Annotated in this window: 10 protein-coding genes, 1 tRNA gene and 1 pseudogene; 1 reads left to right on the top strand and 11 read right to left on the bottom strand. The window is 42.3% G+C overall.

Going from position 1 to position 15,791, the window contains the following annotated elements:
- A pseudogene (locus ASC49_RS19330) lies at nucleotides 1-203 on the top strand (IS5/IS1182 family transposase); the annotation flags it as partial.
- Between the two features lie 57 nt (nucleotides 204-260).
- Here ASC49_RS19330 and ASC49_RS19325 read toward each other — a convergent pair.
- From ASC49_RS19325 to ASC49_RS19275, 11 genes are all read right to left on the bottom strand, one after another.
- Complete coding sequence (locus ASC49_RS19325; protein WP_055464852.1) at nucleotides 261-749, bottom strand: restriction endonuclease subunit S domain-containing protein; 489 nt, start codon at nucleotides 747-749, stop codon at nucleotides 261-263.
- Nucleotides 739-1,797, bottom strand: coding sequence for an N-6 DNA methylase (locus ASC49_RS19320; RefSeq protein WP_245624792.1), 1,059 nt, complete (start codon nucleotides 1,795-1,797; stop codon nucleotides 739-741). The genes ASC49_RS19325 and ASC49_RS19320 overlap by 11 nt, the downstream gene beginning before the upstream one ends.
- Nucleotides 1,689-2,366 carry a type I restriction-modification system subunit M N-terminal domain-containing protein gene (locus ASC49_RS20145; protein ID WP_245624790.1) on the bottom strand — a complete coding sequence of 226 codons (678 nt, stop codon included), beginning with the start codon at nucleotides 2,364-2,366 and terminating at the stop codon, nucleotides 1,689-1,691. The genes ASC49_RS19320 and ASC49_RS20145 overlap by 109 nt, the downstream gene beginning before the upstream one ends.
- A 49-nt stretch (nucleotides 2,367-2,415) precedes the next feature.
- Nucleotides 2,416-4,425, bottom strand: coding sequence for a DUF262 domain-containing protein (locus ASC49_RS19315; protein ID WP_055464851.1), 2,010 nt, complete (start codon nucleotides 4,423-4,425; stop codon nucleotides 2,416-2,418).
- Nucleotides 4,422-5,840 carry a DUF262 domain-containing protein gene (locus tag ASC49_RS19310; RefSeq protein WP_055464850.1) on the bottom strand — a complete coding sequence of 473 codons (1,419 nt, stop codon included), beginning with the start codon at nucleotides 5,838-5,840 and terminating at the stop codon, nucleotides 4,422-4,424. Before ASC49_RS19310 ends, ASC49_RS19315 begins: the two co-directional genes overlap by 4 nt.
- A gap of 127 nt (nucleotides 5,841-5,967) precedes the next feature.
- Entirely contained in the window at nucleotides 5,968-6,966 is a 999-nt protein-coding gene (locus ASC49_RS19305; protein ID WP_055464849.1) for a helix-turn-helix transcriptional regulator, read from the bottom strand.
- 197 nt (nucleotides 6,967-7,163) lie between these two features.
- Nucleotides 7,164-7,676, bottom strand: a complete 513-nt coding sequence (locus ASC49_RS19300; protein ID WP_055464848.1) for a porin family protein — start codon at nucleotides 7,674-7,676, stop codon at nucleotides 7,164-7,166.
- Nucleotides 7,677-7,825: 149 nt separating this feature from the next.
- Nucleotides 7,826-13,129, bottom strand: a complete 5,304-nt coding sequence (locus ASC49_RS19295; protein WP_055464847.1) for a site-specific integrase — start codon at nucleotides 13,127-13,129, stop codon at nucleotides 7,826-7,828.
- Entirely contained in the window at nucleotides 13,126-13,956 is an 831-nt protein-coding gene (locus ASC49_RS19290; protein ID WP_055464846.1) for a hypothetical protein, read from the bottom strand. The genes ASC49_RS19295 and ASC49_RS19290 overlap by 4 nt, the downstream gene beginning before the upstream one ends.
- A gap of 154 nt (nucleotides 13,957-14,110) precedes the next feature.
- On the bottom strand, nucleotides 14,111-15,136 hold the full coding sequence (locus tag ASC49_RS19285) for a helix-turn-helix transcriptional regulator (protein WP_162265225.1): 1,026 nt from the start codon (nucleotides 15,134-15,136) through the stop codon (nucleotides 14,111-14,113).
- A 576-nt stretch (nucleotides 15,137-15,712) separates the two neighbouring features.
- Nucleotides 15,713-15,788, bottom strand: a tRNA-Val gene (locus tag ASC49_RS19275).
- Between the last annotated feature and the right edge of the window lie 3 nt (nucleotides 15,789-15,791).

The following is a 15,791-nucleotide window of genomic DNA, read 5'->3' as shown; positions in this document are numbered from 1 at the left end:
ACAAGCAGATGATCCGAACGGAATACTTAAAGGCGAGTATCCGAGCGAAAGTCGAGCACCCGTTTAGAATACTGAAATGCCAATTTGGTTTTCGCAAAGCCATCTACAGAGGTCTGCCTAAAAATGACAACAAACTTGCCGTGCTGTTTGCGCTTGGAAACTTGTTACGAGTGGATCAGATGATTCGTTCTGCACGGGGGTAATCCGCCTGAACGATGAGTTGGGGCGCTCAAAGCTCCGAAATAGCGAAAAAATCGCGATTAAAAGGCATGTTTGAAGTGTGGTTGGTGCACAGAACAAGTCAGAGCGAAATTATCTGACTTGTTCGTAGTATCCTTAGCAATTCTTTGTATAACCTGCCGTCCATTAATAGACTTAAAGTAATAATAGAAAAATAATGGATAGGCTTTGCACTTATCAAATTTCAACCTAAACAAATTTGATTCAAATACTGGACTATCTTTTATTTTTTTTACTAATAGGCAATCACCAACACCTTCAAGAGTTAAAGACGTTCTACCAAAAAGCAAATCACCTTCGGCGCACGAAAAACGCAGGGATTCACTTTCTGTTACTACTAGACGTTCAGTTGTCTCTTCGTCGGCTAAAAAATCCAATGAATATAACTCACTCATTTTTATCCAGCGGTTACCTTTGGAGGTTTGAAACTCTTTACCCTTGTATAGCCCATTTCGAGGCTTTTCTGATAAAAAATAACTTAGTGGACTAAAGTAAAAATCACTCCCCATAACCCAATGCCTCCATATTGGCACGAATCGCTTTATCCAGCGCTTCGGCTTCATCCAATTGGCGATATAAGGTTTGGGTTAATTCAGACATTTTAACTTCGAACGGGATGCCATCATCTTTTAAATCCGCGGCACCTACATAGCGCCCCGGTGTTAGTACAAAGTCATTGGCTTCAATTTCTTCAATGGTCGCCACTTTGCAGAAACCGGCTTGATCTTCGTATTGCTCAACGCTGATCTCTTTGGCGTCTAGGCGACGTTTGATTTCGGCTTCATCACTGCGCCACGCGTGGAAGGTATCGGCGATTTTGGCGATATCATCAAAAGTCAGCTCTTTATTCACACGGCTGACCATGGTGCCCATTTCACGGGCGTCGATAAACAGGGTTTCACCGCTGCGATCTCGATAGCCAAACTTCGAGTTTGCACCTTTGTTTTTCGACATAAACCACAAGCACACCGGAATCTGCGTGGTAAAGAAGAGTTGCCCCGGCAATGCGATCATACATTCGATGCGGTCATCTTTAACCAACTTGGCACGGATCTCCCCTTCACCACTGGTGTTGGAACTCATGGAACCGTTCGCCAAGACAAACCCTGCGGTGCCGTCTTTACTTAGCTTAGACAGCATATGCAAAATCCACGCGTAGTTGGCGTTGCCAGTCGGTGGCGTAGTAAAGCCCGCAAAGCGCGCATCATCGGTGAGTTCGGCATCGTTACGCCAGTTTTTCAGGTTAAACGGCGGGTTAGCCATGATGTAATCGGCTTTTAAATCTTTATGCTGATCATCATGGAAAGTATCCGCTGGGCGTTCGCCTAAGTTACCGGTTAAGCCACGAATGGCGAGGTTCATCTTCGCCAGTTTGTAGGTGGTCGTCGTCAGTTCTTGACCGTAAATGGCAATGTCTTTGCTTTTGCCTTGGTGGCTTTGAATAAACTTCAAACTTTGTACGAACATACCTCCGGAACCACAGCATGGGTCGTAGACTTTACCTTGGTAAGGTTCGAGCATTTGAGCAAGCAAGGTAACAACGGATTTAGGCGACATAATTCACCACCGCCTTTGCCTTCGTTCGCAGCAAAACGACCGAGGAAGTATTCGTATACACGACCGATTAAGTCTTCTTCACTGGTACCTTCTTCGCATTCCTGCGCTAGGGTATTGATGTTCTCGACCGTATCAATCAAAGATGCAAGGCGTTTAACCTCAAGGTTCATACGGGAGAAGTAGTTGTCCGGCAAAGCGCCTTTTAGACTTGGGTTGTTCTTTTCAATGGTTGCTAAGGCGGTATCGATGACCACGGCAATATCATCTTGCTTAGCGCGTACTTTGACATAAGACCAACGCGCCGCTTCTGGCAGGAAGTAGATATTGTCCTGCTGGTAAAACTCCGGCATATCAACAAAAGCTTCCATACCGGTGCTTTGCAGTTGCTCGCGCTTGGCTTCAAATTTATCGCTGATAAACTTCAGGAACACTAAGCTCAGTACAACGTGTTTGTACTCTGAAGATTCGACACTGCCACGTAACTGGTTCGCGGTATCCCATAGGGTTTCTTCAAAACCTTTGGTATTTTTCTTTTTTGTGGTCGGTTTCTTTGCGGGTGCTTTAGCCATGAGTCTGTTTCTTTTATCCGTATGGCGTACTGTTGAAGTACGGTTTAAATCATGAATTCGTATAATGCTGTTTTAGTAGGGCTTGCATTTGCGCCTGATGTTCAGCGATTTCTCGTTCTGTCCATTGGTTATTGGACTGTGCGTAGAGTTTAAAAATTTCTCTTAATTTTAAGGAATCGTAACGAGGCTTAACATCAAAATCGGCTTTTTTCTTACCAACCGTTTGATTACTGTACGATGAGTTTTCACCAGGGCTTAGTAATACCAAGTTACCGAAAGCGTTCAACACCTTGTTATCCAGCTTATTCTGATACTCTTCGTTTTGCGGGTGAACGTGCTCTACCGAGTTTTTCGATGTAATACGGTAGCGTTTCAGCCTTTCATCGTTCGTTTTATCGCCTTGCTTCCAAAGCAGGTATTCGATTTTTTGGAACCAATAATGCTCAAAGCTGGTGCCATGAGACAGTTCAAAATAACCGGCTTGATCAGACCATTGTGCCACCATTGGCAACTGACCTTGAAGTAACTTATATGTGGCTTCTTTCTGTGTTTCCGTAGTCAAGGACAATTGGTTATCGATACGCTCTAAAGTCTCTAACACTTGCTCGTAAGACATATCTGGTGTTTCAACCAATTCTTGTAACAGTGCCCCTAACCAATAGTGAGCAGAACGGTCGCCAGTAAAGTTTCGCACTGCTTGTAACTGCACCAATGCGCTAAGCTCTCGCGCCGTTCTGTTGATGTAGTACTTGCCACTGCTGAGGGAGCGACTGATAGACGTTAATCGAAGCTGCGGGTCATTTTGATCATCGTGTTCAACCCATTTCACCACCCAAGTGTCAAACTGATAGCGCACTTGCCAAAGTAGCTCAATAAACTCTTTAATAGTGCTCTCATCAAGAGTAACCAAAGGCTTGAAACACTGCATCAAGTTGCCCGCTTTGATACGCGGTTCAAGGTCTTCCCAACCTTTTCTGGCAAAAAAAATTCTAAGTGTATGGATCAGTAGTAATTCAAAGCTGATGATAGAACGGCAGTAAACGGTTTCATCGTCTAGCTCCGGCTCTTCGTTTTTCTTACTTGATGAGCCTCCTTCATTTGCTTGCATAGTTTCAGACAGATCATCAAACAACTCTTGAAGTGTTTTTGCTGTCGAATCTTTGCTTGACGTTCCCTCTAGCTCCGCTGAGTTTGCCAAGTTAAAAAGCTCTGAAGAAAAGGATTTTAACATGCCATACTCAATAGCATTCCAATTCGCATCAGAAAAAAGCTGTCTCAAGTTCCGCTCAAAATAGTTCTCGGTGTGCTCGCACGCTTCCCAAATGCGGCTGTACAACACTTTGTCCGTTTTGATGACTTTCAACAGCTTAGCTTTAAGAAGGTCAACCGGCTCTAGCTGAATACCTGCAGTGTTCATGCTTGCAAACAAACGGTTAAGGTCCATCGTCTCTGGGACGATATTATTGACCCAGCCTACTTGCTTAAATACGTATTCCGCGAAGCCCTCAATACTTAAAACTGAATGGGTCTGTAGCTGTTCTTGAAATGTTTGGACTAGGTCTGTAAGTACCTTGAGATTAGCGCTTAGGTGCTTCAAATACGGGTCATTATCGATGGCATCATCACCTGGACGGCTTAGCGTCTCAATTCCAGCTTTACTTCCTAGTAAATTACGAACAGCTGGACGTATCTCAAAATTTAATCGAGGTTGAGCGTCTAGCAGTGAGACGTCAGCTAATGGCGATTCGATGCCCACGTTTTTAAACGCAATCGAAACCAGCATCAGGGTCGTCGTCCGCTGCTGACCATCAATGAGTTCATAGGTATCTGTGCCGTTTACTGGGCGAATCGCAGACAGCACACTACCAATAAAATAATGCGGCTCATTATTTAAGTAAGCCTCTTTGATGTCATCGAATAACTTTTTGACATCGTCTTCGCTCCACACATATGGACGTTGGTAACTCGGGATAATGAAGCCCATTTTTCTGCTGTTTACTTTCTTAAGTGTTAGCAGCTCTGTGTTGACTTGATTTGGCTGAATGATACCCGTGCTCATAAACTACTCCCTGTCACTTTACGCGTTAATGCTGCGGCAAATTCTTTTTCGTATTGCTCATCGTTTAGGCTTAAACCAAACTCATTGTTTACCTTGTCCATAAAGCGTTTTTTAACACTGTTTCCTTTTATATTGCTGGGGTCGACTCTGAGCTCAAAACGATCTAATAGCTTGCAGCATTGATCAGGGGTGTAGCTAAGTGCTATCCAATCTAAAACAGGCGTTTCTTTTACAAACGAAGAAATGGAATTCTCACGCACTGCCTTTTGGTTGCTGACTCGGCGTGAATAAACAACACGAAATAGCTTTTTCGCAACGTCGTCTAGTTGATCTTCACCAAACTGGCTGATGTATAAAAGTAGGCAGGCTTGGTACAAACCTTCGAGGTAACCGCAGCCATCAAGATTTTTTAGCCAAGTAATAAACGCTTGATAACTCGCCAAATGCGGCAAATCTGGATTTTCCCAGTAACGGTGTGACAGCTCTTGAAAATAGCTTAAGTAGTGAATCGAGTTGATTCCTGCATTAAGAGGTTGGCGTACATCATAGCCTTGTTGGCTAATTTGCTGGCTAATCTCACCTGAAAGCCCCTGTACACGACGAATACGCCCGTAGGAGATATCCTCTTTTGACGCTCCTGTATCTTGCGCCAACTCTTTAACAATCGTGTCTTTAACTAGCTTCGTCTGTTGGTACGAAGGCAGCTCGCGAGCATTCATTTGTTGCCAGAAACGACCTTTCAGCAAAGCACTGATGATGCCATCTAACTCACCTAAGCCTTCCCATTTTTGAGCAAACGTCGTTTGGAAGGTTTTATCAACCGCACGAAGGTGATGGGCTTTGATGATATCGGGACCACCAAGACGAACACCGCCAGTATTTTGTGTTTCAAAAAAGCGATACGCATCATCTTCGGACTGAGTCACGACTAACGTGAACTGTAACTTCTCTAAGGCGATGCAACCCTTCAGCTCATCTAAGTGTTCTTGCAACCATTTTAGGTTACGTTTGATTTGCTGCTGGCTAACAGGGTTATCGAAGGACAGACCATATGATGCACCTAATGAAGGATTCAATAAAACAGCCATCAAGCTTAATGTCGTTACCCGTTGCTGACCATCAATGATGTTGAGTCGGCTTATGCCATTGCTAAGCTTCTCTTGATGCAGAATTAAGCTTCCCAGGTAATAAGGCTGCTCTGAGTTCAGCAACCTATGAGACTCAATGTCTTCCAATAAACTTTTAAGTTGCAGGCTCTGCCAACAGTAAGGCCGTTGATATTCTGGAATTGAAAGCATTCCTGTAATTGGTTGGCCTTCACTGCAAACAATTGTATTGCTTTCTTTTAAGCCATTCTCTATTAAGTGCTGTGAAATTAGCTGGTCTACCGTACAGGTAGCGACTTGAACCGACATCTATTATTTATCCCTATCTGAATGCGATGGAACCATTCTTCCATCGCATTGATTCACAGTAATTTTCTAACTGCCATCATATAAAGTTAGCGCGACATCATATGTCGTTATGCCTATGACAGGCAGGCTAATTCAAACCCAACACTTCCCTTGCCTGCTGGTGAATATGTTCGCGCCATGCTTGCGGCTCATATACGTCAATTGCTGCGCCATATCCTTGTATCCACCAAAGTGTTTGCTGGTCATCTGGAACCGTGGCAGTCAGCTGAAACCACCCATCCTCTTCTGGTTTCAAATTTTGATCTTCGCTTAAAGGCGTTTCAGACAGTAACCAAGCAATCTCAACTCTAACTCGTGCTTTAAGCACAGTCGGCCCTGACGATTGCCGATAGTTAAAGCCGCCCTGCTCTATATAGTCGGTTAAATCAAACCCTTTAAGCGGTCGAAACTGTTTATCTGAGCGCTCAACTTTTTGAATTCGATGTAACGCAAATTGGAGTATATCGTCGTAGTCTTTTACGATTGCTAAAAGATAACTGACACTATGGCGAACAACGATGGCTTGCGGATGCAGTGCGTAGCTTTTGGGCTCGTTATGTTTTCGACTTAGATACATAACTTCAATGGCATATTCTTCAAGCACAGCCTCCGATACCGCCTCCCAAATGCCCTCTTTGATTTGTGCTGGTATTAGGGTTTTGCCATTGGGTATTGCTTTAACACGATTGGCCCAACCGGAATAATGATTGGAAGGTAAAGCGCTTAGATACTGCTGGGCAGCTTTGAATTGTGACGAGATTTGGTCAACAGCGATTTGTGGTAATAGTCCAGAAAGATATTCGTGCGCTAACACCAAAGTAAGTGCTGTAGGTGTGTCTAATCCCAACCTTGAATCATTGAAACTAGATGACAGACTCCAACGGTGCTCACCATCACCTTCATGACATATCAAAGGCAAGTGAGATGACATCGAGCTCAGGTCACGCTGAATGGTCCGTAAAGAAACCTGAAAGCCTTTTTCTTCTAATGCGGCATGAATCGTCGAAGTGGCTTTGTATCTAGGCTCTTTCGGTATGATTTGTAACATCGCCAATGTGCGAAATAAGGTGTCGTGCTTAGCACCCATGTTGTGTCCCTACGCGTTATGTATACAATCCGTCAACGAGCTTACACAAACTCATCATGGCAGCAAAGATTAACTATGGAAGAACCTTGGAATTCAGTGATTTGAGAGCATAAAGTACTTTTAAAAGCTGCTCTCAATTATAAAAAAGCCGCTCACATTAGTAAGCGGCAAATTAAGGGAAACCTGACAAAGCAATTTTAGAAGTGGTAACGTGCACCAACAGAGAAATTAGACAAATCCACTTGATCAATGTCTGCTCGTTGATATTCGCCAGTTAAGCTAAAGTTTGGCGTCAATTTGGCTTGAATACCAACACCTAGAAGCAGGTCAGTACCATCATTTGTGTTCGCAATATTTTGACCGTTGTACGTCAGATCAGATGTCCAAAACAGAAAGCCACCTTTCGCAAACAGGCTGACAGTTTCATTAATTGGAAAACTACCCACCACATTAAGGTTAAGACCTTGTAGATCCTCAGAATACTCAGAAAAATCCGTGTACTCGAAATCACCGTACATGGTGTAACCCGCTTCGACGCTAAGGTTGTCATTCACTTGGTAGCCAGCAACGATTCCATAAGAGGTATCGTCTTCAGCGCCTGATACACCTAAATCAGATTGACCTACTGACAATCCAACATAGCCACCTTGAGCAAAGACTGACGCTGACAAAAATGTAGTGCCGATTAGTGCAAACTTACGAATACTCATCCTGTTATCCTTTCTTAAAAACGATGATTAGTGGAGTGACGAGCACGATTATTACCTGGCTGTCACTGATGTCCTTCGTGGACATAGGAAGACTAAGGGTGAATAGCGACAGAGTGTGTCGCTATGACACCTCGAAATTGGGCAATCTCTTAGCTCTTCGATAGCGAAGATAAATTCTCAATCAACTGTAGTAAAAACATCGCGTGACTAAACTGTGGGATTGACACAAGTTCGTTGTTTACCTCTAGCCTTACTACTGGCACTGAATCATATACGACACCACCCAAACGTCGATTGATTCTTTCATCCCCTAGATATAAGTTCATCTTGCATACAGAGAAAGTGTCTTTTACTTGATCAGCTTGTGAGAGCGGAATATAAAGCTTCTTTTTGCTGTCGTACCAAGCTTGTGCCCAAACCTTTTCAAGCTCTGAGAACACTTCCAGGTTCGATTGTTTCATTCGAATCAAATGCGTCAACAGCTGGTAAAATGCAGGTTCTTTGAAATAATTACGCGCTTCATAAAGACGAGACTGTCCGATGAAATCCACACCTTCTTCGTTCGAAGATATTTTATATGCTCGATAGGCAACATCGTCCGTAAGCACTGTTTGGTAGGCTTGCCTAATTTGCGAAACATAATACTCTGTAAGCCCGTATTGAAGGTCTGATGGCTGAATGGTGTTCCCGCTAGGAGCACATCTACTCTGTTTCTCGGCATCTTCAATGTACCTAAGTGCTCGTTCGGCATTTTGGATTTGGTTTATTACAGGCATAACCTTGTCAGTTTCTCTTGAGCTCAAAATCGGTTTTTTATCGAACTCTTCGATCTTAAACTCGTTCACTGCAGCCACTGTTACATCCTTCTTCCCATCATGAATTCTCTTTAAGACTGCATAGCTCGCAGACAGCCCCCATTCACTTTTGATCTCGGTCAGGCGTTTTCGGTTGATCTTGGCGAGTGCTGAAAGTGTGCCATCCATTGTTTTAACTTTCTTAAAGTCCATTTCGACAGACTGCCATCGCCAGTATTCCAGAAAATGAGTATACGAAGACAAAGTGGTTGCAGCATTTGAATGCCCTACCATAAGAGCCAATGCCGGAAGCAAAGCATGGCGTGTAGTAGGTGTTGCGACAGTTGTTTCCATAAATTGCTTTTGGAAATTAGAGAATTTATCTATACGAATCCATTCTTTAATAACTTTTGCTATCGCATCACTTTGCTGATCCTCCAGAACTAAGGCCGAAGAAGTAAAACTGATATGAGTATGCCGTCCGTCATGCAGCCGTATATCAGGGTCACCTGTCACTAACCTTAACGCTTCAATCACTCGACTGAAGTGACTATCCATTTGTCGGATTTGTTTTGAGTTGATTGGATCAAAAAAGAGCGGAATAGACTTATTTTTTTGTGCTTTTGCTCTCTCAATACATGATTCAAGTATTTGCAATTCTTGTGCGTTAAAAAACAAGGCGTATGGTATTCGACGGTTTCCGCTTTTAGATTTTACCCGAACAGTCTCTTCTAAAATCCGATGAGTCCTAACATACAAAACGCGATCTTCAATTGAGAAATCTCTTAGCTTCAAACGTCTTATTTCTTCTCGTCTTAACCCTAGACGGCAGCAGAGTATTAAAACTGCTGCATTTGTAAACTGCTCTTCTGGGCTCATATCTTCATCAGATAGCAATAGCGAGAGCGCTTGTTCATATTCCCATGGCATGATGATTCGGCCAGTCAGGCCCTCGTCATTTGCCTCAACATCCAAGTCTCGAAAATCAAATTTAATAACACCAAAATAGCCTTGAATGACTGAATGAAAACGAGCCAATATCTTCGCTCTTTCAGCACGATTCTCAATGTCTCCTGCATCAATGATGTCTTGATAAAGGTCCGAAAAGTCTTCGTAGCCGAAGGTCGTCAAAGACTGGTTTGCAGCAAATTGAAAAAGACGAGGAACTAGCTTAGAAAAATACGTTTGAATGGAGGAAGTGGCTAAGCCACCATAGCGCTGACCTTTTCGCCCAGAAATTTCAAATAACCACGTTAGAACAAGGACAATAATTTCCGGTAGCTCTTGGGACGCCTTTACCAAGTCAGAAAGTTTTTTAGATGTCTGTAACGATATCAATTCCTGCCAAAAGCGGGTAATTTTATCTTGTGAGGTACCAGGGTACTTAACAAACTTATTACGAAAGTCTGCCATGAACTCCTTAAAGTAATCGTTTGAACGTGGCTTTGCTTTAAAGAAGGAGCGCTCTGCAATAACGCTCAACGTGGCTTCATCACTAGATGGCATGATGTAACGATGCTTACGATCCAACAATCTTAATAAGGTGTGCTCAGAAAGGCCTTTTACTTTGAGGGTTCCTTGGCGCAGCCCATAAAGAGCACCAGCTTCAGTTCGCTTCGGCGCGTGATCAATCAGTTGATAAAGCTTACTAAAGGTCATTTTTTTATCATGCACCTGCCGAAACAACGCTGATAGTTTTGCAAAGCCTTTAGCTATTGATTTATCGAGCTCAATTTCTGGGCAACTATCATTCATTAAGGGCTCTAACTTTATTGGATTTAGGCAAATATTCTGGGATTTAGCCCTCTTTACTAACATCGATAGAAGCAACGCAGATAGCCCCCCAAAGAAAACTATTTCCCCCTTATCCATCTTCGCAGTTAGATAACCATTCAAGTACTTAACTGAGTCGATAGTCACTGCTTTACGAAGCTTTTCTGGGGATAGACTCCCTGTGCCGTCCAGTATCATTGAAAACAACAAAAGATTACTTAAGGTGTCAGGAGAAACATTCTTAAAGTGAATGATCAATGCTTCCGCAAAATCATAAAAAGTCGCACTCATCTGCGTGTAGTTTCGCTCACTGAACATCACGTCGTATGGCAAGACCACCTTAGCTACAGGAGATTTTTTAAAATAATCACCGAGTGCGGAATGTAATGCATCACAGTCTATTTCTGTCTGCTCGCCATTGCTTAGTTCCAGCTTTTTAAGCAATAACAATGCTTGTTCATGCAAGTATGGGTCACCCCTGTAATGCTCTAACAACAACTCGTACAAGTCTGCATCTGTCTTGATCGCCTTGTTTAACAAAGACTTCAAATCAGACTGTAATATTTGCTCAGAACTCTTCGATTGATTGTGAGACTTTTTCTGAATAGACCTCGGGACAAACTGCCCTTTGTTGTACATTTTTGAGTGAGAAAAGCTTGTGCGCCCTAGCAGGCTAAAACCCAACTCTTCAAGGCATCTCGAGATGACATTTCGATGTATTTCAACTTCAGGGCCGTCATACTTCATTACAGAGGTATTTTGAAACGAATGCATATCAGTAGAAATATGCCCCATTTGATGGTCCAGGAATGGAACAGCGTCTTCAAAAGCAAATAGCGTGTGATAGGAAAGATGACGCACTGCATTCTGTGGTAAAGTCCAGTCTTCTCCCAAAAACACTTCAACTTGTGAAGTGCTCGGTGCCACTAATTCCCCATGTTCCAACCACAGCCCTAGAAAAGAAGCATTACTATCTCGGTGAATGGATGCGTTGAGCTTCACGGCCATTTTTTTATCGAGCAATTTAACCCTCTTAATGATTTGCTCAATCCAACCAAGAGTATTGTTGATCTGCTTCGTCATTAATTCCGGCACTGGGATGATGCGGGTAGCACTCTCACCAAAATGGATTTTGTCGGCTATCAGTACACTGGTGTAATCCTCATTCCAGCAATAATGCTCAATAAACATGCTTTTGTTTCTGCGGTGGCTAGTGACTGCACAAAACATCAAAACGGTGTAAGAGACGAGCTGATTATAAATTTCACGCAAAGCATCAAGAGATCTACTCTTTCTGACGCTTCGGAGGGATACATTTAAGGATTCCAGTCTTTCAGCCAAACGCTCTGAAAAGACTGTTTTATTGATCGCTAACTTAGAGCCTATAACCGAATTACCTTCGGCAAGAGCTATTTGATGGTCAAAATCAAGGCCTAAAGATTCGGTACAGGTATTCATGAATGCCGACTGCAAATGGTAAGCCGTATCGGACATATAGTAATGCCATGTCGATAAACCAAATTCGTTATTAGCGAAGATAAGTGAAGCCTTATGTCGGCCGTACTTTGAGGCCACACACCCGTAAAGCAAATAACGGAGTACCTTTTTACTAAGACGTCTATTTAAGCCACCGAAGTACACGATCTGACGACATGCTTTCGTTAATAAATCTCCTGCATTCTGTATAACTTCGTCAGGTAATATTTGATCGATTGCCCCGGCTTGATAATTCTTAAAAAACTCTCTCAGCAAGTTCAAAAACTGCTTTGGTATTGGCAGAGCCAGCCATTCAGTGTGTGGTAACAGCCATTTTAGATCTGCTTCAGTAGGCTCGAAGCGATCCGCAATATCCAACTCTTTTCGCCAATAAATTCCCGATTCAAGATCAATAATGCCGTAGCAGTCATCCAACTGCTTAAATGAGTAGATGTCATTCACTGACTTAGCAATATGGAGCCCGAGGACTTCGTGCAATTTTAAAGTCGTTAAGATGGTTAAAAATCCGAGTGCTGAGCTAGCAGTAGGCTGTACGTTATTGATCCATTCGATTGCTTTACTGAGTTCAAGAGGCGTCAATCGGTAAGTAACAAATGCAAGACCAAATTGCTCTTTAGCTGTGAGAATCCGATTTCTAAATAGTTCACGTTCTGCTTTAACTGATGGGCTAATCGCGTCTTTGTCTAACTCGATGATGTCGACATCAATCGAATCTTCGATATCTAAATCGTTTTCTGCAAAAGGGAAAGGCGCGACATTAACTAGCCCTTTTACACTAGGATCATGCCGCCTTGTTCGTATCCTTGTTTTATCTTTTACAGGCAACTCTTCTTTATAACTTGAGCATAGATTCCAACCATCGCGAACCATTTTCAAATAGGCCTGAGAGACAGTGTATTGCCCTGTAATTTCATTACAGAGGTACTCAAGCGTCTTTACTACTGAAAGCTCATTAGGGATTTGCTTTATTTTTGAGCTGTTGGCTCTTTGCGAAAAAATTAGTCGAATGTTATCAGCGGCCTCAGCAACCGTGACAAAACTAAAATTTACCTCACTTGATATCAAGGCATAGAAAATAGATGCTTGGAGCTTGTGAAAGACTACGTGATCAATGACGTTAGGGAGTTTTTTAAAATCTAAAGACAGAAAAGCAAGAATCGGTAATTGACTCATCTTGCGTTTACAGAGCTTCCTTCCTTCTTCTAGCGTTGCTTGAAAGTCCGTGACCCTTAAAATAGCAGCTTCATCTAAAATAGTATTTGTATTAGCACTCCCAGAGCTTACAAGATAAAAACCAAGAAGCTCTCTGCCGATCCTTTGAAGCTTTACATTTGCAAATTCTGGCTCGCTATTCTTAAGAGCTTTGTTTAGTAGAGGGTGTATGGTCAATGCTCGATTTCCATTTGAACACTGCTAAGCGAGAAGCTTATTAATTCATACTGTTTCTCAGAAATCTGCTTAACGGTAAAATCATACGGCACATAGGTATCAATCGAAAAAGCCTGACCTCTCTCCAATTCAGAATATTGCTCAGCGTTAACGAGCACAACTTTTTTGCCTTTGCCACTTTTAGGAACAACTTCTATGCTCGGCAATTTCTTATGGGTATCACTAACTTCATACTCTAGGAATGAGATCTCTTCGTCGTCAGGCTTAAAATCCGGTTTTTCAGGTGGGCTAAGTATTCCTATTTTATGATGTTCCCCACGCCCCTCTACTTGGACATCAAATTCTTTAACACCTTGATACTCAGCAATCTCATAAAGAATTTTAATAATTTCGAACACATCTTGAATATTTGAAAAGCCTGATGCCTGATAGGAATCTGACGCAGGTTGGTCAACTTCATTAAGTTGCTTGATTGATTTGGTTATTCCGTTGAAATGCAGGGTTAAAACATCATAGACAATCTCTTTTACAGGCTGAATAAGATCAGGAGAGCTACCTGAAAAGTCGTAATTTATTTGAATATGATCTTCAAGCGCAGCGACTGAAAACTTTCTTGCATCGAGCTTAAAGCCCGCTTTCTTCTTACGATCTTCTACAGGAGATCCCTTACCGTTCGCAGCTTTTGCAAGTAAGCGTGCTAGTCGACCTATTAGGTCTACTGATTTATTACCACTTTTAATGATATTGCTGAAAACAATCGCATTTCGCTTCTTATCAAACGTGACATCTTTAAGTTTTACGTTAATCCTGCATACAGCCTCTACCATTCATCCTCCAAACATTATCAATACCGCTACCAGCGACAACTAATTGATTCTGATTAGAATTTACACAGTTCTAGCAAAGAAGAAAAACATAATGGCTTATAAATGTCGCCTATTTACATAATGCTACAATTTTCACAAAAACAAACAATGATCTCTATTTAATTTTAAGACCTAGCCCATTTAAGCTGATAGACAACGCTTGAATAGATGCAACCTCTTCCAGTAACTCATCCCTTAGAGATACAGGTTCACGCACAATTAAGCTAGCCCCTTGGCTAAGCAACCAAGAGCGCATATCCCTATCATCAGGAATTACAGCTCGAAGCAGCAACCACTCCTCAGAATCAGTTTCCAGTATGGTCTGAGTATCACTCAATTTTGTCTCCTCAAGTCTTTTCGCTAGTCCTTTGTCAATCAAGGCCACAAGATGGAGTGATTCGTCAGAATACTTAAAACCAGGCTCGCCATCGTCTATGTAACACTGAAGCGAAAAACTTGGATTAGGTCGAAAGTCAGACGAAGATAGCTTCACACTTCTGAAACGATGCAGAGCATACTGCCAAACATTCTCATAATCGTTATAAGACCCCAGAACGTATGTGGCGCTTTTTCGAATGATTAACCCGTAAGGGTGGAACACACCTAAATGAACTTTGTCTCTTGAACGACTGTAGTACTCTACATCTAATGCCTTGTTTGACATGATCGCTTCGCACACAGTTGCCCATACACCTGACTCAATTTGCGCAGGCATAAGCACCTTGCCATCGGGAACTATTTTGACTTTTTCCAACCAATTGAAATAAGTGCTATCAGAATGAGATTGAAGAAAACTCTTCGCGCGATTCAATTGCGGGGATAGCTGAGATAAAAGTGAAGCTGGCATTATGCTTAGCAGATATTCGTTTACTAGAATTGTACTCACGGCAGAAGATACATCCATCGCAGCAAAACTTCCCTTATAGTCTTCAGAAAAGCGCCACCTATGCGGACGAACTTTGTCATTACAGATGATTGGATAGTATTTTGCTAAAGCAACAAGGTCTCGTTGCAAGCTACGGGGATTTACTGAAAAGCCTTTATGCTCTAACTTTTCGAGTATGTCCTTTGTTGAAAGACTTGGCTTAGGCGCAATCGGCAGAAGCTCCAGTATACTGATATATCGAATGACAGAATCCATCTCTACACCCATTACTTATTTATAATGAATTCTACCCTAGAGAACACTTTGATTGTTCGCTAGAAATCATTCTTAGATAAAGATGGAGTTGGTCGCCTAGGGTAATGACATAGTAATGACAGGTTCACTCATGGGTAGAACCCTTAGCACCTCCTATCAGCGCACGTAAATCGTCCTCAGCGCCTTCAATAGCACCAATCAAACTAAAGTCATGCCACAGCCCATTCAAATAGAAATCTGCTCTCACAAGATCTGGCGAGAACACAAAGCAACCCAAGCTTAAAGTTAACTGAGAGGAAGAGAAAGCCAACGAGGTCAAACAAGGTACTGCAAAAGAGGAACTAGGGAATTTGTGACTTGTTAGTACGAACTTCAAAATCACACAAAAAATGCCTTTGAAAAAGGGTCACAAAAATTTGAATTATCAAAATAAGACACGGATCGGTCACACTGTGGTCACATCAAAAAATAAAGAAAAGCTTGGTCACAGCGTGGTCACAAATGTGATGAGACTATAGGAAAGTAAAAGCTATTTAAGATCAGATACTTATAAGAGAATTTTCAAGTAAGAATAGATGGTGGGTGTGGAGAGGTTCGAACTCCCGACATTCGCCTTGTAAGGGCGACGCTCTCCCAACTGAGCTACACACCCATC

This window comes from Marinomonas fungiae (assembly GCF_001418205.1).
GTDB lineage: Bacteria > Pseudomonadota > Gammaproteobacteria > Pseudomonadales > Marinomonadaceae > Marinomonas > Marinomonas fungiae.
Note: the sequence above shows the minus strand (reverse complement) of the source record. Positions and strands in the feature narration are given on the sequence as shown.